We start from the raw sequence: 19,136 nt of genomic DNA on the forward strand, positions 1-19,136 counted from the left end.
AAATGCTTACAAAACTACATCATCATACATGAAACCCTTGAACCTAACGTGAAAACGTGTAGGCACAAGGGTTATTCCCGTTGTACCTACACTCTACTAAAGAGCCTTGTAGGTATTTTTTCTACAAGGCTCTTTTTATTTTCGGTTTAGGTGAATGGAATGAGCATACATTAAAGAGGGAGAGGTGTGTGAAATGAGATGGCAAAGTGGAAGCGTGCAAATCCGAATGGAACGAGGGATTACTTATTCGAAGAATGTACGTTAATTGAAGAAGTGGAACAAAAATTAAGACGGACCTTTTTAGGCAGAGGTTATGAAGAAATAAGGACACCTACAATTGAATTTTACGATGTTTTTGCATTTCAAAATAGGCCAATAGATGAAGAAAAGATGTATAAATTTTTTGATGAAAAAGGGCGGATTATCGTTTTACGCCCAGATATGACAATTCCTTTAGCAAGAGTAATAGGAACGCAGAGATGGGACACTCCTCTTAAAGTGACATATAGTGGAAATGTATTTCGGGCAAATGAGTCGCTTTCTGGCAAATATAATGAAATGGTACAAAGTGGTATTGAAATTATCGGGATTGATAATGTAAGAGCGGAAATTGAGTGTGTCATAAGCGTAATTCAAGCACTTCAAAAATTGAAGGTACAATCTTTTACAATTGAGATTGGGCAAGTGCAGTTATATAAATGTATTGTAAAAAAACTCTCCATTCATGATGAAGAAGAGAAGTTACTTAGAACATATATTGAGAGTAAAAATTATGCCGGTCTCTCAAATTTTATCGAAGAAAAAAAATTAGATCGGTGTGATGAAACAGTAAGATTACTTGAGAAACTACCAAGGTTATTCGGGAGTTTAGATGTTATTGAGGAAGCAGAAAAACTCGCCTCAAGTAATGAAATGAAAATGGCCATTGCAAGAGTGAAAGAAATATATGAAACAATTGAACAGTTAGGATATGGCCCTTACATATCAATTGATTTAGGTATGGTTCAACATTTGGATTATTATACGGGTGTTATTTTCAAAGGGTATATATATGAAATTGGAGAAGAGATTGTTAGTGGCGGAAGGTATGATGAATTAATTGGAAATTTTGGAGAGATGATGCCAGCGGTTGGGCTCGCGGTGCAAGTAAATCAAATAGTTAAGGCACTTCAAGAGCAGCAAGAACCATATAAACGAAAGAGAATAGATATTATGATTCATTATGAGTTAAATAGATTAGCAGAAGCGGAAAGGTTACGAAATTTACTTCAAAAGGACGGGAAGAATGCCCAATTATCTTTATTCTCTAATTTAAACGATACTTTTCAATTTGCAAACAAGAATAAAATAATGACAGTCGTTGAGACGAAGAGTGAATCATTAGTGGAATATGTATGGAGAGAGAAATGGATCATCCAGAAAGAAGGAGAGGCTTCATGCGTAACATTCAAATTGCGTTAACGAAAGGAAGATTAGAAAAGCATGTTATTCCACTGTTTGAGAAAATTGGAATTGATTGTTCGGAGCTCAAAGATAAAGGAAGAAAACTTGTGTTTAAAAGTAAAAACACAAACATTTCATTTATTTTAGTGAAAGCGGTAGATGTTGCTACTTATGTAGAACATGGCGTAGCTGATATTGGAGTCGTTGGAAAAGATATATTAATGGAATGTGAGAAAGATATATATGAGATGGTGGATTTAGGAGTAGGCGTGTGTAAATTTTGTGTCGCTTCTATTCCTACGTATAATCCGAAGAGTTATCGAAAAAAACGAATTGCTACGAAATATCCGCACATTACTTCTACATATTTTCATGATAAAGGGGAGGATGTAGAAATTATTAAAATAGAAGGATCTGTAGAGATTGCTCCACTTCTAGGTTTGGCAGATGCAATTGTGGATATTGTTGAAACAGGAAAAACATTACAAGAAAACGGGTTAATTGTATTTGAGGAAATGTGCTCTATATCAGCTCGAATGATTGTGAATAAGGCTGCATTGAAAACTAAAAAAGACGAAATATTCGGTATTATAAATATGATGGAACAAGAAATTTTGTCAGGGAAATAGGGGGACTTTCAATGGAGATAGTTTGTGAAGATTTCCAAGAGGCTTTATCGAAAATAAAATTGCTACGAGAAAGCGCTAATTTAATAGAAGAAACTGTTCAAAGAAGTGTAAGCGAAATTGTTCAAAACGTAAGGGAGAGTAAAGATAAAGCTGTATCGTTCTATACAAAAAAGTTTGATGGTGTAGAGATAAAAGATTTTCGTGTAAGTGCAGAAGAAATAAAACAAGCAAGTAAGTTTGTAGAACAAGCTTTTTTAGAAGCGTTAGAAGAGGCAAAGAAAAACATTGTCTCGTATCACGAAAAGCAAACAAGACAATCTATGTTCGATTGCGTGAGTGAAGGGGTAATTAGAGGACAGCTCATTCGGCCGTTAGAAAATGTAGGTGTATATGTGCCGGGCGGGACAGCTTCGTATCCTTCATCAGTATTAATGAATGTATTGCCAGCAAAACTCGCAGGAGTGAAAAAAATTGTAATGGTAACACCGCCGAGGCAAGGAGGAATTGATCCGCATATTTTAGCTGCTGCAAGTCTTGCAGGTGTAGATGAAATTTATATGGCCGGTGGTGCTCAAGCAATTGCTGCTCTAGCATATGGAACGGAATCGATTCCTAAAGTAGATAAAATAGTTGGACCTGGAAATTTATATGTTGCTCTAGCGAAGCGAGAAGTATATGGGATAGTCAATATCGATATGATTGCTGGACCATCAGAAATTGTAGTTATCGCAGATGAAACAGGAAATGCCGAATATATTGCTGCTGATTTATTATCACAAGCAGAGCATGACGTGAGAGCGACTGCCATTTGTATTACAACGAATGTACAGCTTGCTAAAGAAGTAGAAAGAGAAATAGAAAGACAGCTAGAGACGTTACCAAGAAGTGAAATAGCTCGTGAGTCAATAAAAAGAAATGGAGCAATTTTTATTGTTCCTTCTTTAGAAGAGGCGTTTCACTTATCAAATGAAATCGCCCCTGAACATTTAGAGCTACACATAAAAGAGCCAATGAATGCTCTAGCTTATGTAAAGCATGCTGGATCAATTTTCCTTGGTCCATATGCACCTGAACCGCTTGGAGATTATTTGGCGGGGCCGAATCACGTATTACCGACAAGTGGAACGGCAAGGTTTTTCTCTCCGTTATCCGTCGATGATTTCGTGAAAAAATCAAGCTTCGTTTCTTATACGGAAGGAGCGTTAAGAAGTGTACAGCATCATATTGTAGAACTTGCAAATAAAGAAGGCTTACATGCACACGCAAGAGCAATCCAAATTAGGTTTAAGGAGGAAGAATAATGCGTCAATCTAGTCAAGCACGTGAGACGACTGAAACAAAGATTAAATTAAGTTTGCAGCTCGATGAAAGTACGAATGTTTCTGTGCAAACGGGAGTTGGTTTTTTTGATCATATGCTAACTTTATTTGCTAGGCATGGAAGATTCGGTTTGCAAGTTGAAGCTGAAGGTGATGTATTCGTCGATGCGCATCATACGGTTGAAGATGTTGGCATTGTACTTGGAACTTGCTTGAAAGAAGCATTGCAAAATAAAGAAGGGATTAATCGTTACGGCTCAGCGTATGTACCGATGGATGAATCTTTAGGATTTGTCGCGATTGATATAAGCGGGCGCTCATATATTGTATTTCAAGGTGAATTAACAAATCCGAAGCTAGGAGATTTTGACACAGAATTAACGGAAGAATTTTTTAGAGCAGTTGCCCATGCTGCAAATATTACGTTACATGCTCGCATTTTATACGGAAGCAATACACATCACAAAATTGAAGCTCTATTTAAAGCATTTGGTCGAGCGCTTAGAGAGGCAGTCGATAAAAATGCCAACATTACTGGTGTAAATTCAACGAAAGGGATGTTGTAATTGATTACTATTATAGATTATGGAATGGGGAATATTCGCAGTGTGGAACAAGCATTAAAATATATTAGAGCAGAGTACATCGTAACGGATGACAAAGAAGAAATATTGAGAAGTGATGGCGTTATTTTACCGGGAGTAGGTGCATTTCCGAAGGCGATGGACATTTTAGAAGAAAAAGATTTAGTATGTGTGCTAAAAGAAGTTGGAAGTTCAGGAAAACCACTTCTAGGTATTTGTTTAGGAATGCAGCTTTTATTTGAAAAAAGTGAGGAACTACAAGACTGTAACGGATTAAATTTATTGCCAGGTGTCATTAGAAAGTTAAAAGTTCCTTATAAAATTCCACATATTGGGTGGAATGAGTTGAAGAAAGATGGAGAAATACCGCTTTGGAATGGAGTAGAGGACGGTTCTTTCGTATATTATGTCCACTCTTATTATGCAGATTGTCCAAATGAAATTGTGTATGGGGCAAGTGAGTATGGAGTGCAAGTACCTGGTTTTGTAGCAAAAGGAAATATATTTGGCGCACAGTTTCATCCTGAAAAAAGTGGTGAAATTGGAATGCAAATGTTAAAAAATTTCAAAGGAGTGGTAGAAGCATGGAAATCTTCCCAGCTATCGATGTAAAAGAAGGGCGATGCGTAAGGCTGTATCAAGGAGAGTTTAGTAAAGAAACGGTGATGAATGAAGACCCCGTCGCACAAGCAACAGTATTTGAAAAAATTGGAGCGAAAATACTACACGTTGTTGATTTAGATGGAGCAATTGCTGGGGAGTCAGTAAATTTACCTGTCATTGAAAAAATATGCAAGGCGGTACGTATTCCGGTGCAAGTTGGAGGAGGAGTTCGGTCACTCGCGGCAGTGGAGAAGTTGTTGTCAGTAGGTGTAGAAAAAGTGATATTAGGAACGGCTGCCCTTTACGATAAATCATTTTTAGAAGAAGCGGTTCGTCTATATAAGGAGAAAATCATAGTTGGAATTGATGCGAAAAATGGTTTCGTAGCAACAAGGGGGTGGCTCGATGTGTCTGAAATTTCGTACATCGATTTAGCGAAGCAAATGGAAAGCTTAGGTGTTCAAACGATTGTGTTTACGGACATTTCAAAAGATGGGACGCTTGCAGGACCAAATTTTGAGCAATTAGAGTTACTACAAAAAAGTGTGGGTATTCGTGTAATTGCATCTGGAGGTGTCGCATCTATTCAGGATGTAAAAAAATTAAATGATATGAATATATATGGCGTCATAATTGGAAAGGCACTTTACGAGAAAACGATTGATTTAGAAGAAGTGTTACAGGTAACAAAGCTATGTTAGCGAAACGAATTATTCCATGTCTAGATGTAAAAGCAGGGCGGGTCGTAAAGGGTGTAAATTTTATAGGGTTACAAGACGTCGGTGATCCTGTTGAAATAGCCGCATTATATAATGATGCGGGAGCAGATGAAATCGTATTTTTAGATATTACTGCGACGCATGAAGGGCGAAAAACGATTATAGATGTTGTAGAAAAAACTGCTTCAAAAGTATTCATTCCTCTCACAGTTGGCGGGGGGATTTCAAATGTGAGAGGAATGTACAATTTACTAAGAGCTGGAGCGGATAAAGTTTCAATAAACTCAGCGGCAGTGAGAAATCCGAAGTTAATCCAGGAAGGTGCAGAACATTTTGGCTCACAATGTATTGTCGTAGCAATTGATGCTAGAAAAGTAGCAGAAGATAAATGGAATGTATACGTAAATGGTGGAAGACTTAATACAGGGATGGATGCAATCGAATGGGCGAAGCGCGTTGCCCAGCTCGGAGCAGGAGAAATTTTGTTGACTAGTATGGATGCAGATGGAACGAAAAACGGATATGATCTTCATTTAACAGAAGCAATTTCAAACAGCGTTTCTGTCCCAGTAATCGCATCAGGTGGATGTGGTCATGTGGATCACATTATAGAAGTATTTCAAAAGACAACAGTTGATGCAGCATTAGCAGCATCAATCTTTCATTATGGTGAAGCGACTGTACAGGATGTAAAGCGAAAATTAAGAGAAGCAAACGTTGAGGTGCGGTTATGAAACCTAACTTTGCAAAAGGGTTGATACCAGCTGTTGTTATCGAGGAAGATACGAAAGAAGTTTTAATGTTAGCTTATATGAATGAAGAAGCGTATGACAAGACATTGGAAACGAAAAGAACATGGTTTTATTCCCGTTCGAGACAATTGTTATGGAATAAAGGAGGTACATCGGGAAATGTCCAATATGTGCAATCACTTTATTTAGACTGTGATCAAGATTCAATCGTTGTTGTCGTAAAGCAAGTAGGGCCTGCTTGTCATACGGGAGAAAAAACGTGTTTTCACTACCAAATTATATAGGGGGATACATATGGAAAATGTTTTTAAATTACTATTTGAAACAATTGAAGAACGAAAGGAAAGTCCACTTCCTGAATCATATACAAACTATTTGTTTTCCAAAGGAGAAGATAAAATTTTAAAGAAAATTGGTGAAGAATGTTCCGAAGTAATCATCGCATCTAAAAATAATGATAAAGAAGAGTTAGTGAAAGAAATGGTGGATGTATTTTATCACTGTTTTGTTTTATTAGCCGAAAAAAATATATCATTAGAAGATGTTATGAAGGAAGTGAAAGAACGAAACGGAAAGCTTTCGAGAGTAGGGGACAGAAGAGAAATAGATACATTATAGGGGGGATATGTATGAAAGTGGACTATCATATTCATTTAGAAGAAGGACCTTATTCAATAGGCTGGCTTGCTAAAATAAATGATGCACTACAATGTTTTGAACCGCTTAAAGAAGAAAAACATTCTATGGAGTGGCTTATGAAAACACAAGAACGCCTGCAAAAACGTGTGAAGGAAGGTCCATTTACAGCGAAATGGATTGATTTATATTTAGAAGAGGCTTTGCGAAAGGGTATAAAAGAAGTTGGTATTGTTGATCATTTATATCGTTTTCGAGAGGCGCAAGGATATTATGAGAAATATGTAGATATTAGTCATTCAAAGCTTGGTCGTTTACAGAAGGAATGGTTAGATCAAGTAAGAATAACGTCTATTTCTGAATTTACAAAGGCGATTGAAGATGCAAAAGAGCGATGGAGTAAACGGGGGATAACGCTTAAGCTTGGAATTGAAGCAGATTATTTTATCGGCGGGGAACAAGAGTTAAAAGGTTTGCTAGCACTAGGAGATTTTGATTATGTAATCGGTTCGGTCCATTTTATAGATGGATGGGGATTTGATAATCCAGATACGAAAGAGTATTTTGATACGCATGAGTTACATACTTTATATCATACGTTTTTCGCTACAGTTGAAAGTGCTGTTCGTTCTGAGCTCTTTGATATAATAGCTCATCTTGATAACATAAAAGTATTTAATTACCGATTAGATGAGAATGAACAGCTTTCTTATTATAAGGAAATTGCGCGTGCGTTAGTGGAAACAAATACCGCAACAGAAATAAATGCGGGATTGTACTATCGCTATCCTGTGCGCGAAATGTGTCCAAGTCCGCTTTATTTGCAAGTATTAGCTAAGTATGGAGTTCCGATTACTCTATCCTCAGATGCTCATTATCCGAATGATTTAGGAAGGTATGTGGAAGAGAATATAAAGACATTACGCAATCATGATATTTCTCACATAGCTACATTCACGAAACGAGTAAGAACGATGAGATTGCTTGAAGAAGAAGTAACAATTTCAAAATAAAACACGATTTTTTGATGAAAACGACCCTTTTTGTTCAAAATAAGAAAGAATGAAAAGGAGGGTGGAAAATGGCGAAACAACAAAATAAACAAAACGTACAAGCGGCAGATCAAGCTTATACTTCTGAAACGAATAATACAGCTAACTCAGTTATCGAGGAACAAATTAGTGATACAGTTGCAGAAGGAACAATAGATGCAAAGCTTGGGCAAGAATCGCAAGAGAAAGCGTAAGAAGAGGGGAGAGATGAATCTCCTCTTTTCTTATGGGTAAAAAAGTGTCGATTTTCAAAACTATAATCAAATTCCTTGGTTTTTACATGTGGATTTCTTACAATGAATTATAAGAGATATCTTATTTTGTATAGAAGAGGTGTTAGTAGTGGCGAAAATATTAGTTGCAGGGAAAATTCCAGAAATCGGATTAGAACTATTAAAAGATCATGATGTAGAAATGTACGATAAAGAGGAGTTAATTTCTTTAGATGAATTAACAGAGCGTGTAAAAGATAAAGATGCATTGTTAAGTTTACTTTCTACAAAGGTGCCGAAAGAAGTTATTGATGCAGCACCTAATTTAAAGATTGTTGCAAACTACGGTGCTGGTTACGACAATATTGATTTTACGTATGCAGGAGAAAAAGGAATTGCAGTATCGAATACACCGAAAGTATCAACTGAAGCGACAGCAGAATTAACATTTGCACTTCTTTTAGCAGCGGCACGTAGAATTCCTGAAGGGGATACGTTATGTCGTACAACTGGATTTAACGGCTGGGCACCATTATTTTTCTTGGGCCGCGAAGTGCACGGTAAGACAATTGGAATTATTGGCCTTGGAGAAATAGGGAAGGCAGTTGCAAAGCGTGCGAAAGCATTTGGAATGGATATTTTATATACAGGGCCAAATCGTAAGCCAGAAGCTGAAAGTGAACTGGGAGCAACGTATGTAACATTGGAAGAATTATTACAAACAGCGGACTTTATTACAATTAACTGTGCTTATAATCCGAAATTACATCATATGATTGATGAAGAACAGTTTAAAATGATGAAGAAAACAGCATATATTATAAATGCTTCACGTGGACCAATTATGCATGAATTTGCACTTGCTCATGCACTAAAAACGAATGAAATTGAAGGTGCAGCTCTTGATGTATTTGAATTTGAACCGAAAATTACAGAAGAGCTAAAAGGATTAAAGAATGTGGTACTTGCGCCTCACGTAGGGAATGCAACGTTTGAAACGCGTGATGCGATGGCTGAAATGGCAGTAAGAAATATTTTAGCTGTATTAAACGGTGAAGAACCTGTAACACCTGTAAATCAAAAAGTATTGGTTACAAAATAAAAAGAAACCTTCCAATTTCGGAAGGTTTCTTTTTATTTTTCTTTATTTGCTTTTTTAGAAGGTCTTTGTCTAAGGAATTGAGATAGCATATACAAAATATATAGTGGAATGGCAATGAATAAGAAAACAGAAAAATTACCAAAACCTGTTTGGTACATTGTGATAATACTTCCAACTAAAAATAGTGTAATAATTATGCTATATCGTGGAATTGGTACATCTTTTAAACTTGGGATGCGAATTCGGCTCACCATTAAAAATGCGAACGTTACAAATACTGTAATAAGAACGATTTTTGGAATGGTATTTGAAAATAATGTTAGGAAAGCGACAAGCCCTCCAGCTGCAGTAATCGGAACTCCAGTGAAATATTTCATGGAAGTAGAAGATGGTGTTACATTAAATCGTGCTAAGCGATATGCTCCGAACAGTGGGAATAATCCCGCTATGTATAGTCCAATGATTCCGTAGTTGGAAAAAGATGTGTAATACATTAAAACAGCAGGTGCTGCGCCAAATGTTACAACATCTGCGAGTGAATCAAGCTCTTTTCCCATTTGTGAATCAACGCGTAATAAACGAGCAACACGACCATCAAGACTATCTAACATCATCCCGATAAGTACTAAAATAGCAGCTGATTTATAATATCCTAAAGATGCATAGCCGATTGACAAGAATCCGCTATATAAATTTCCGAGCGTAAATAAGTTTGGAATAGCTGCTCTATACAAAATCTGATCCCTTGCTTTCTGTTATAAATTCTTAATTAGTGTACGAAAGTTTACTTATTTTATCATACCATAAATTTCTTTCTCGTACGAAAGAAATTCCCAATTTGTGAAAGATTTGAAGTGTAAGTAAAAAAGAAGCAACTTTTCACAAAGTTGCTTCCTACATTATTCAAATTTCGTTGTCATCGTTCCAGTTTTAAATCGATTGTTAGGATCGAATCGTAATAAATCTCCATAAATCAGTTTGTCAGAGAGTTTTAAATCTGTTTTTGCTTTTTCAATATACGGCTGACATAGTGCTACATCTGCCTCTTCACCTGAGCTTTTTTTGTAGCACATATTTTTTGTATACACATAATCCTCTGTTACAAAACTACCATCGCGCATTACCATAAGTGGATCTTTTTCTTTTATAAATAAGTCAGTTCCGAATTCAACTGATTGATTCGTTTTAATACCAAGTAAATGAAGCAGCGTTGGTTTAATATCAATTTGTCCTGATACTTTAGAGATAACTTTGCCTTCTTGACCCGGTACATGAATAATGAGGGGGACGCGCTGTAATTGCATAGAATCAAATGGTGTAATAGCGTCTTTCCCAAGGAACTGAGCCATAGCTGCATTATGGTTTTCGGAAATGCCGTAGTGATCCCCATAAATGACAATAACGGAATTGTCGTATAGTCCTTCTTCTTTTAATTGGTTAATGAATAATTTGAGAGCTTCATCCGTGTAGCGAACTGTTGGGAAATAGCGGTTTAGAACACCGCTTTCCGAATTAAACTCATCAACATATTGATCTTCTGGACTTAAGAGAAACGGAAAATGATTTGTTAAAGTAATAAATTTCGTATAGAACGGTTGCGGTAAAGATTTTAACTTTGGAATAGATTGTTCAAAGAACTCTTTATCTTTTAATCCCCAACCGACAGACATTTGTTCAGTGCCTACGTAATCATTTAAATTAAAATAACGATCATATCCAAGTGCAGGATACATTACATCACGATTCCAAAATGTTTTATCGTTTGAATGGAAGACAGCGGAAGAATATCCGTATTTCTTTAACTGTTCGGGTGTGGCAGTATATTCATTTGTTGCATGAGTAAAGAATACAGAACCACGGTCTAACGGATAAAGTGAGTTTTCAACGATAAATTCAGCATCGGAAGTTTTACCTTGTCCTGTTTGATGATAGAAGTTATCGAAGTAAAAACTATCTTTTATAAACTGATTTAAAAATGGAGTAATCTCTTTTCCATTGATTTTTTTATTAATAACAAAACTTTGTGTAGACTCCATTGAAATTAAAATTACATTTTTACCTTTTGCAGCTCCAAATAAGTTTTTATCAACTTGCTTATCTTTTGCGTCAGTATAATTTTTAATTTCGGAGAATCCGTCGCCACTTGCAAATACACGTTCAGCCGAAGATTTAGATTGAAGTGTAATATCGAATAGATGATATGTGTATAAACCTAAGTTTTTCACGACAGTTTGACGATCAAATGAGCGTGAGAACATTTGTGGTTTATAAATAACTGAAACAGCAATTTGCAGTGCCAATAGCGCTGTTACACCACTAAAGAAAGTCCGTTTCTCAGAACGAGAAAGTGGCGTCCTGTCACAAAATGATGGGAATTTACGTGAAATAAACATTAAAATAATTGCATCTGCAAATAAAAGTAATGTCTTGTACGTAAAGAGCTCTTTAATGCTCGTTCCTAAGTCAGCCATATTATTTGTTTGGAATAAAACAGGAAAAGTAACAAAATCGTTATAGAACCCGTAAAACATTGCATTTCCAAATAAAATAAATGACAGTATAAAACTAATTCCAATAATAATTCGGTTTCGGTACTTAGATGCAAGTAAAGCTAAACCGAAAAATAAAAGTAATGAAGCTAGTGGATTAATAAAAAGCATAAATTCTTCAAAGAAATTATCAATTTTAATATCAAATGCTAGCTTGTACACAATATATGTTTTAATCCATAATAAAACGACTGCAACGAGTGCAAATCGTAATTTTGGAAACAGATGTTGTAGCATAATATACTCCTCTCTTAAAAGCATGACAGTTCCTGTGAGTTTGTTTGAAAATCGTCTCACTATATATATACGAACAGTCCTTTATTATTATGATTATTATACTATGAGTATCATTATACGAAAATAAAGGAGAGTTGTGGGCTTTTTTTGCAACAATTGAGTAGAAAAAGCGAAGTGGGAGACAATAAAATGGAATTTCTATGTATGATTATTATCATTCGTTAAACATGGAAAGTATCGCGTAATGATACGGAGGTTATGATGCGGAAATTATTATATTTTATAGTATGCATTAGTTTTATGCTTTTTGTTTCACCGAGTGTATCAGTAGCACAATATGATGCACCGCTCATGGAAGATGCTCTTTATTCTGTGTTATTTCCAAAAATGAATGAAGCGATTGAGAAACAATATGGAAAATTAAAACCGTTTGATTGTCCCAAAATTATTAGTCTAAAAAAACTTTATAGCGGTACATATTTATTTCAAGCAGTAATTGAAATAACGAAATATGAATCAGGAATAGGTGGAAAAGTACTTCCGCCGTTTGAGAAGATAAGTATGACATTTAACAATGAAGAAGGAGAATGGACTGTTACAAAAATTTCTATAAAGCGCTTACCAAATGATACGAAATTAAACTGTAAAAAAACAATATAAAAAATTGTTTGACAAATAAAATGGTCCTTTGGTATTGTTAATAGCAACAATTAGATGTTTGAAAATTAAATAGACTTACCTCATCTACTCTCAAAGGTAGAGGCCGCGATAGGAAAGAGTAAGCTATGGGAGATTTAGTGGAATCTGTGATCATAGGTTGAAAGGGACTATTGCCGAAATATAAGAATGACCACGTTATTCATATATTGGGACTGCATTGAATAAATGTAGTACTGTCATAATATTTATTTTATGGAGAGCTATTTGGAGATGTTGATGCGGTTTCTTATTTTGAGAAGATAACAACTTGTTTATTTTTTCAATATATATTTTTCCTAATAAGAAACGCGTGTGAACATTGTTCCGCGCGTTTTTTGTCTATCTAAAAACGTGCTGCAATGAATAGAAGATTGGGGTTATGAGTTTTAGAGGAAATAAGGGAGGAATTCAAATGTATTTACACGGCACAAGCCGAATCAATGGGCAAGGACACTTAGAAATTGGAGGGTGCGATACGACGCAACTAGCAAAACAATACGGAACACCACTTTATGTATACGATGAAGAGTCTATTCGAGGGAAATGTCGTGCGTTTCATCGTGCTTTTAAAGAAAGTGGTTTCTCTTATCAAGTAGCATATGCTAGCAAGGCGTTCTTGTGCATGGAGATGTGCCGAGTAGCTCGTGAAGAAAATATGTCTTTAGACGTTGTCTCTGGAGGAGAATTATATACTGCACTCCAAGCAGGATTTCCGGCGTCGCGCATTCATTTTCACGGAAATAATAAAACAGAAGAAGAAATGATTATGGCTCTTCAGGCAAATATTGGTTGTTTTGTGGTAGATAATTTCTTAGAATTAGAAATTTTACATGATTTAGCAGTGCAACATGGGAAATTTGTGAACATATTAATCCGTGTAACGCCTGGAGTAGAGGCACATACACACGAATATATAACAACAGGTCAAGAGGATTCGAAGTTTGGATTTGGTGTTTCAAATGGTCAAGCGATGCAAGCAATTGAGCTAGCTTTGCAAAAATCAAATTATAATGTGCTAGGAATTCACTCGCACATCGGATCACAAATATTCGAAACGGCTGGTTTTGTTCGAGCAATTGAAGTACTACGTCAATTTTTAGAAGAAGTGAGAGAGCGAGCAAACTATGTGGTGAAAGTATTAAATGTCGGCGGAGGTTTCGGTATACGTTATACGGAGTCTGATACACCGTTAACACTTGAAACGTATGTGCACGCTGTAACAAGTACGGTGAGAGAGCAGTTTACATTATGTGAATATCCGCTTCCTGAAATATGGATTGAGCCAGGGCGTAGTATTGTAGGGGATGCGGGAACAACAATTTATACAGTCGGAGCGGTGAAAGAGATTCCAGGCATAAGAAAATATGTTTCAGTCGATGGTGGGATGACAGATAATTTAAGGCCGGCTCTATATGGAGCACGTTATGAGGCGATGTTGGCGAATCGAGGGAATGATGAAAATGAGGAACTCGTTTCGATTGCTGGGAAATGTTGTGAAAGTGGAGATATGCTGATTTGGGATATTAATCTTCCTAAAGTTGCTTCTTCTGATTTACTAGCGATTTCTTGTACAGGGGCATATGGGTACTCGATGGCTAATAATTATAATCGTATTCGTAGACCGGCTGTAGTCTTTGCAAAAGGCGGAACATCACAAATTGTTGTAGAACGTGAAACATATGAAAATATTATTGGGAACGATCGCATACGTATTAAAGAACTTGTTTAAATATGAAAAAAGGAGTTGTTCAGGATGAGCAATTCCTTTTTTATAAAATAATTAAAATATATCGGAAAACTAGGATTGAAAAAATTCAGAATTATGATAAAATACAAATACAAAGCTTATCAAGAGAAGCTGAGGGAACTGGCCCTACGAAGCTCGGCAACCTGCTTATAGAAAGCAAGGTGCTAAATCCAGCAAAATGGAATCCATTTTGAAAGATAAGGTAAAATATATTACCGAACAGTCTTTTCGAAATGGGAAAGATTTTTTTTATGAATAAAAAGGGGGGCTGTTTGCGTGAGCGTACGGGAACATTTTGATGAAGTGTCCGAAAAAATTCAAACGATGCTTGCTGATATGAAATATGGTTCAATTACAATTGTGGTGCAAGATGGAAAAGTGATTCAATTAGAGAAAAGTGAAAAGGTCCGTTTAAAGTAAAAAGCGCTGACTAGAAAAACTAGAGGCGGTTTTAATCTATTTTATAGATTAAAACCGTCTTTTTGCTTTTACAGGGGGAAAAAACATGTTGACGTATGAAACGTGGGAAGAAAATGGTATTTCATTTTCAGAAGAAGATGAAACGAAAGGCGCGCTATCAGTATTAAGTTGGGCTTATAAAGAATATAAAGGTGAAATTGTATATGCATGTAGCTTTGGAGTGGAAGGGATGGTTTTATTGCATCTTATAAACCAAGTAAATCCATCTGCTAAAGTTGTATTTTTAGATACAAATGTTCATTTTCAAGAAACGTACGAATTAATTAAAAAGGTACGAGAGAGATTTCCTTCATTAAATATTATAGAAAAACAGCCAGCACTTACACTTGAAGAACAGGCGAAGCTTCATGGAGAAAAATTATGGGAAAGTAATCCGAATCTCTGTTGTAAGATCAGAAAAATTTTGCCGCTAGAAAAATCATTAGCAGCCGAAAAAGCGTGGATATCAGGCCTTAGAAGGGAACAATCAGAAACGCGTAAGCATACAAAATTTGTGAATCAAGATCATCGTTTTCGGTCTATTAAAATTTGTCCGCTCATTCATTGGACTTGGAAAGAAGTTTGGCGATATGTATACAAACATAGTTTGCCGTATAATCCGCTACATGATGTTGGCTATCCAAGTATTGGGTGTGAAAAATGTACATTGCCTGTAGGAGATGGTGGCGACTCAAGAGATGGAAGATGGGCTGGGAAAATGAAGACAGAATGCGGACTTCATTTTCAATAAGATAAATCTTGAAATAAAGCTAAGAGGGGATATAAAAAGATGAGTACAACAAATAAATTAGTAAACCGTATTGATGAAACATATGACATATCGAATATTGTAAAAGAAATTGAGCTAGACAAAATTGCGCTTAGTGATTTAGAACTTCTGGCGATAGGGGGATATAGTCCACTTACAGGATTTTTAGGGAAGAGAGATTATGACTCAGTTGTAGAAACACTGCGCTTAGTAAACGGTAGTGTTTGGAGTATACCGATTGCATTACCAGTAACAGAAGAAGAAGCGGATAGATTGAAAATTGGAGAAGAAGTAAAACTGGTTAAAGGTGGAACTGTATATGGTGTTATTCAAATAGAAGATATTTTTGTACCGGATAAAGAAAAAGAAGCGTTACTCGTGTATAAAACGACGGATGAGGCTCATCCAGGTGTGAAAAAATTGTACGATCGACCGAACGTTTACGTTGGAGGAGCTATTATTCTAATACAACGCTCTGAAAATAATCAGTTTGCTTCTTATTATTTAGATCCAATCGAAACAAGAGAAGAATTTAAAAAACGGGGATGGAAAACAGTAGTTGGTTTTCAAACACGCAATCCTGTACATCGTGCACATGAATATATTCAAAAATCTGCACTTGAAATTGTAGATGGTCTCTTTTTAAACCCGCTCGTTGGTGAAACGAAATCAGATGATATTCCAGCTGATGTAAGGATGGAAAGTTATGAAGTATTACTGCAAAATTATTATCCAAAAGATCGCGTTTTTTTAGGGGTATTTCCCGCAGCGATGCGTTATGCAGGACCACGTGAAGCGATATTTCATGCGCTTGTAAGAAAAAATTTCGGCTGTACACATTTTATTGTAGGGCGGGATCACGCTGGAGTGGGAAATTATTACGGAACATATGAAGCGCAGGAAATCTTTACTGACTTTACGGTGGAAGAGTTAGGAATTACGCCGCTATTTTTTGAACATAGTTTTTATTGCGTTAAATGTGAGGCGATGGCTTCGACAAAAACGTGCCCACACGAGAAAGCGGACCATGTTATTTTGTCAGGTACGAAAGTAAGAGAAATGTTACGAAATGGAGAGATTCCACCAAGTGCGTTTAGCCGTAAAGAAGTAGTGGAAGTGTTAATTAAAGGTTTGAAGAAAGAAGCAGTAACAGAATAGGGAGAGAACGAGATGGATACAAATATTACTTGGCATGCAGCGTCTGTTTCAAAGGAAGAGAGAAGAGTGAAGAATGGTCATCATAGTTTTGTAATTTGGTTTACAGGCTTATCAGCTTCGGGTAAATCAACAGTAGCGAATGCGGTGGCTCGGAAACTATTTGAAAACAATATCGGAAACTATGTATTAGATGGGGATAACATTCGTCACGGTTTAAATAAGGATTTAGGTTTTTCTGAAAGTGAACGTATGGAAAATATAAGGCGTATTGGTGAAGTGGCGAAGTTGTTTGTAGATGAAGGAACAGTTGTCCTTACAGCGTTTATTTCACCATATCGAGTAGATCGTAAACAAGTTAGAGACCTTTTGGCAGCAAATGAATTTATTGAAGTCTTTGTGAAGTGTCCGATTGAAGAATGTGAGAAACGTGATCCGAAAGGACTTTATAAAAAAGCGAGACAAGGTGATATTAAGCAGTTTACGGGCATTGATTCACCGTATGAGGAACCAGAACGAGAAGAATTAATTGTAGAAACGCACAAGTATTCTATTGAAGAATGTGCAGAACAAATTGTGAAGTACTTACAAGAGCGTAGTTTCATATAGGGGGATAAAAGATGAGTTATGAAAAAGTGTGGGCTAATACTGAAAAATTAAATCAAACAGAGAAAAAGAAATTAGAGAAAGACGGATTAGAAATCTTTAATGATATTCCTTACTATGCGGAGAATGGATTTGAATCTATTCCGAAAGAAGAGTGGGACGCTTTTAAGTGGGCGGGATTGTATTTGCAACGACCGAAAGAAGCAGGCTATTTTATGATGCGTGTCAATATTCCTTCTGGGATTATTACAAATGCGCAGGCAGAGGTGCTAGCTTCCATCGCTGAAGATTATGGGCGTGATGTGTTAGATATTACGACAAGACAGGCGATTCAGTTTCATTGGTTAGAAATTGGGCAAATTCCGGATATTTTTAAAAGGTTAGCGAGAGTTGGTTTATCTTCAGCGGGGGCATGCGGTGATATTACGCGTAATATTACAGGTAATCCACTTGCTGGAATTGATGCGAATGAACTATTTGATACAACATCGATTGTTAAAGAAATATACGATTACTTCCAACATAATGAAGAGTTTTCTAATCTACCACGTAAATTTAAAATGTCTATTAGTTCTAACATTTATAATTCAGCAAATGCAGAGATTAACTGTGTGGCATTTACACCTGCTACGAAAGAAATAGATGGTGAGAAAAAAGTTGGTTTTCACATAAAAGTAGGCGGAGGCTTATCAGCTCGTCCGTACTTAGCGGAAGAATTAGATGTATTCGTTTTACCAGAAGAAGTGAAGGCAGTATCGATTGCAATTGCTACTATATTCCGTGATTTTGGATATCGTGAAAAACGCCACTTAGCACGCTTGAAATTTCTTGTCGCTGACTGGGGCGCTGAGAAATTTAAAGAGAAATTAGTAGAATACACAGGCCTATTGCAAAGTAAAGGGGAAAGTGCTCTCGAAGGCTGGAATGCAGGATACTTTTATGGTGTTCAAGATCAAAAACAAGAAGGATTAAAGTATGTCGGCTTTAATGTACCAGTAGGACGTTTACATGCAGAGGAAATGTTTGAGATTGCTAGAATTGCAAAGCAATATGGAAACGGGCAAATTCGTACTTGTAACTCACAAAACTTCATTATTCCGAATGTTCCGCCAGAAAATGTTGCAGGATTATTAAGTGAACCTTTGTTTGAAGCAATTTCTGCAAATCCGAAATCATTTATTGGTCATGCGGTTTCATGTACTGGTATTGAGTATTGCAATCTTGCGTTAGTAGAAACGAAAGAAAGATTACGCAAAATCGCAGAGTACTTAGATACACAAATTGCACTCGATGTTCCAGTTCGAATTCATATGGTAGGATGCCCGAATTCCTGTGGTCAACGTCAAATTGCTGATATTGGTTTGCAAGGGATAAAACTGAAAACGAAGGAAAAGGGAATCGTTGAGGCGTTTGAAATATATGTGGGCGGAACGCTATTAGACGGAGGAGCATATAACGAAAAATTAAAAGGGAAAATAGATGGAGAAGATTTGCCGGATGTTCTCGTGTCCTTTTTAAGTTATTTCCAAAAGAATAAATTACTAGCCGAAACGTTTTATGATTTCGTAGGGCGTGTTGGAGTGGAAGAATTACAAATTGTACTAAATCGTGTATTAGAAGAAGTAATAGCGTCTTAGGAGGGACAATATGGATTTATATCGATTTGAAGCTGTAATAGCGAATAGTGTTGTTCCAATAGTCGTTGTTGCTCAAAGTGAAGAACAAGCATTTAAGCTTGCCGAGATAGAACTTGAAAAATACTTTTTACCGCTACCAGAAGTGAAGGAGATTTCTTTGTTTGAAAAAAAGAAGATTCGAAAAGGGGCAGCATTTGTTATTCATGAGTAAGGAGAAGTGTAATACA

At 36.3% G+C, this 19,136-nt stretch carries 22 protein-coding genes and 2 riboswitches; of the genes, 20 read left to right on the top strand and 2 right to left on the bottom strand.

All coding sequences use genetic code 11. From position 1 onward, the window contains the following. Positions 1 to 198 precede the first annotated feature (198 nt). The 12 genes from EXW56_RS07080 to EXW56_RS07135 all read left to right on the top strand — a co-directional run bounded on the left by EXW56_RS07080 (position 199) and on the right by EXW56_RS07135 (position 9,051). Positions 199 to 1,461: an ATP phosphoribosyltransferase regulatory subunit gene (locus EXW56_RS07080; RefSeq protein WP_215558207.1), complete on the top strand. Its 1,263-nt coding sequence runs from the start codon at positions 199 to 201 to the stop codon at positions 1,459 to 1,461. Continuing rightward, positions 1,437 to 2,072 (top strand): ATP phosphoribosyltransferase, encoded by a 636-nt coding sequence (gene hisG / locus EXW56_RS07085; protein ID WP_002202661.1) that lies wholly within the window; start codon positions 1,437 to 1,439, stop codon positions 2,070 to 2,072. Before EXW56_RS07080 ends, hisG begins: the two co-directional genes overlap by 25 nt. Before the next feature lie 11 nt (positions 2,073 to 2,083). Beyond that, entirely contained in the window at positions 2,084 to 3,373 is a 1,290-nt protein-coding gene (gene hisD, locus EXW56_RS07090; RefSeq protein ID WP_199661117.1) for a histidinol dehydrogenase, read from the top strand. After that, a complete protein-coding gene (gene hisB / locus EXW56_RS07095) occupies positions 3,373 to 3,957 on the top strand; it encodes an imidazoleglycerol-phosphate dehydratase HisB (RefSeq protein WP_002201200.1) in 585 nt (194 codons plus the stop codon). The genes hisD and hisB overlap by 1 nt, the downstream gene beginning before the upstream one ends. After that, positions 3,958 to 4,587: an imidazole glycerol phosphate synthase subunit HisH gene (hisH, locus tag EXW56_RS07100; RefSeq protein ID WP_002158669.1), complete on the top strand. Its 630-nt coding sequence runs from the start codon at positions 3,958 to 3,960 to the stop codon at positions 4,585 to 4,587. Beyond that, the gene (hisA, locus tag EXW56_RS07105; RefSeq protein ID WP_002201199.1) at positions 4,560 to 5,279 is read left to right on the top strand and encodes a 1-(5-phosphoribosyl)-5-[(5-phosphoribosylamino)methylideneamino]imidazole-4-carboxamide isomerase; all 720 of its coding nucleotides are present in this window, start codon (positions 4,560 to 4,562) and stop codon (positions 5,277 to 5,279) included. The genes hisH and hisA overlap by 28 nt, the downstream gene beginning before the upstream one ends. Then, a complete protein-coding gene (hisF, locus tag EXW56_RS07110) occupies positions 5,273 to 6,031 on the top strand; it encodes an imidazole glycerol phosphate synthase subunit HisF (RefSeq protein ID WP_002201198.1) in 759 nt (252 codons plus the stop codon). The genes hisA and hisF overlap by 7 nt, the downstream gene beginning before the upstream one ends. Continuing rightward, on the top strand, positions 6,028 to 6,333 hold the full coding sequence (hisI, locus tag EXW56_RS07115) for a phosphoribosyl-AMP cyclohydrolase (protein ID WP_215558209.1): 306 nt from the start codon (positions 6,028 to 6,030) through the stop codon (positions 6,331 to 6,333). Before hisF ends, hisI begins: the two co-directional genes overlap by 4 nt. Before the next feature lie 10 nt (positions 6,334 to 6,343). Then, a complete protein-coding gene (gene hisE / locus EXW56_RS07120; protein WP_002201196.1) occupies positions 6,344 to 6,667 on the top strand; it encodes a phosphoribosyl-ATP diphosphatase in 324 nt (107 codons plus the stop codon). Between the two features lie 11 nt (positions 6,668 to 6,678). Continuing rightward, positions 6,679 to 7,698 (top strand): histidinol phosphate phosphatase domain-containing protein, encoded by a 1,020-nt coding sequence (locus EXW56_RS07125; RefSeq protein WP_215558210.1) that lies wholly within the window; start codon positions 6,679 to 6,681, stop codon positions 7,696 to 7,698. Positions 7,699 to 7,766: 68 nt separating this feature from the next. Next, positions 7,767 to 7,931 (top strand): YozQ family protein, encoded by a 165-nt coding sequence (locus EXW56_RS07130; RefSeq protein ID WP_002158663.1) that lies wholly within the window; start codon positions 7,767 to 7,769, stop codon positions 7,929 to 7,931. Between the two features lie 148 nt (positions 7,932 to 8,079). Next, positions 8,080 to 9,051, top strand: a complete 972-nt coding sequence (locus EXW56_RS07135) for an NAD(P)-dependent oxidoreductase (RefSeq protein WP_002201194.1) — start codon at positions 8,080 to 8,082, stop codon at positions 9,049 to 9,051. Positions 9,052 to 9,083: 32 nt separating this feature from the next. Here the strand turns inward: EXW56_RS07135 and pssA are convergent, their stop codons facing one another. After that, on the bottom strand, positions 9,084 to 9,785 hold the full coding sequence (gene pssA / locus EXW56_RS07140; RefSeq protein ID WP_002158661.1) for a CDP-diacylglycerol--serine O-phosphatidyltransferase: 702 nt from the start codon (positions 9,783 to 9,785) through the stop codon (positions 9,084 to 9,086). Between the two features lie 165 nt (positions 9,786 to 9,950). Further along, the gene (locus EXW56_RS07145) at positions 9,951 to 11,837 is read right to left on the bottom strand and encodes an LTA synthase family protein (RefSeq protein ID WP_199661121.1); all 1,887 of its coding nucleotides are present in this window, start codon (positions 11,835 to 11,837) and stop codon (positions 9,951 to 9,953) included. A gap of 261 nt (positions 11,838 to 12,098) precedes the next feature. Between EXW56_RS07145 and EXW56_RS07150 the strand changes: the two genes are divergently transcribed. The 8 genes from EXW56_RS07150 to EXW56_RS07185 all read left to right on the top strand — a co-directional run bounded on the left by EXW56_RS07150 (position 12,099) and on the right by EXW56_RS07185 (position 19,120). Then, positions 12,099 to 12,497: a DUF3888 domain-containing protein gene (locus EXW56_RS07150; RefSeq protein WP_002158658.1), complete on the top strand. Its 399-nt coding sequence runs from the start codon at positions 12,099 to 12,101 to the stop codon at positions 12,495 to 12,497. An 89-nt stretch (positions 12,498 to 12,586) separates the two neighbouring features. Then, a riboswitch (Lysine riboswitch) is annotated at positions 12,587 to 12,768 on the top strand. 180 nt (positions 12,769 to 12,948) lie between these two features. Continuing rightward, the gene (gene lysA / locus EXW56_RS07155; protein ID WP_002201192.1) at positions 12,949 to 14,265 is read left to right on the top strand and encodes a diaminopimelate decarboxylase; all 1,317 of its coding nucleotides are present in this window, start codon (positions 12,949 to 12,951) and stop codon (positions 14,263 to 14,265) included. 113 nt (positions 14,266 to 14,378) lie between these two features. After that, a riboswitch (SAM riboswitch) is annotated at positions 14,379 to 14,487 on the top strand. Between the two features lie 72 nt (positions 14,488 to 14,559). After that, positions 14,560 to 14,703, top strand: a complete 144-nt coding sequence (locus tag EXW56_RS07160) for a YezD family protein (protein WP_002149491.1) — start codon at positions 14,560 to 14,562, stop codon at positions 14,701 to 14,703. Between the two features lie 85 nt (positions 14,704 to 14,788). After that, a complete protein-coding gene (locus EXW56_RS07165) occupies positions 14,789 to 15,493 on the top strand; it encodes a phosphoadenylyl-sulfate reductase (RefSeq protein ID WP_002158656.1) in 705 nt (234 codons plus the stop codon). Positions 15,494 to 15,532: 39 nt separating this feature from the next. Further along, a complete protein-coding gene (gene sat / locus EXW56_RS07170) occupies positions 15,533 to 16,669 on the top strand; it encodes a sulfate adenylyltransferase (protein ID WP_002201191.1) in 1,137 nt (378 codons plus the stop codon). A 12-nt stretch (positions 16,670 to 16,681) separates the two neighbouring features. Beyond that, a complete protein-coding gene (gene cysC, locus EXW56_RS07175; RefSeq protein ID WP_002158654.1) occupies positions 16,682 to 17,275 on the top strand; it encodes an adenylyl-sulfate kinase in 594 nt (197 codons plus the stop codon). An 11-nt stretch (positions 17,276 to 17,286) separates the two neighbouring features. Next, positions 17,287 to 18,909, top strand: a complete 1,623-nt coding sequence (locus EXW56_RS07180; RefSeq protein ID WP_002201190.1) for a nitrite/sulfite reductase — start codon at positions 17,287 to 17,289, stop codon at positions 18,907 to 18,909. A 10-nt stretch (positions 18,910 to 18,919) separates the two neighbouring features. Further along, positions 18,920 to 19,120: a DUF3906 family protein gene (locus tag EXW56_RS07185; protein WP_002201189.1), complete on the top strand. Its 201-nt coding sequence runs from the start codon at positions 18,920 to 18,922 to the stop codon at positions 19,118 to 19,120. The last annotated feature ends 16 nt before the right edge of the window (positions 19,121 to 19,136 follow it).

The organism is Bacillus mycoides (assembly GCF_018742245.1).
Taxonomy (GTDB): Bacteria; Bacillota; Bacilli; order Bacillales; family Bacillaceae_G; genus Bacillus_A; species Bacillus_A cereus_U.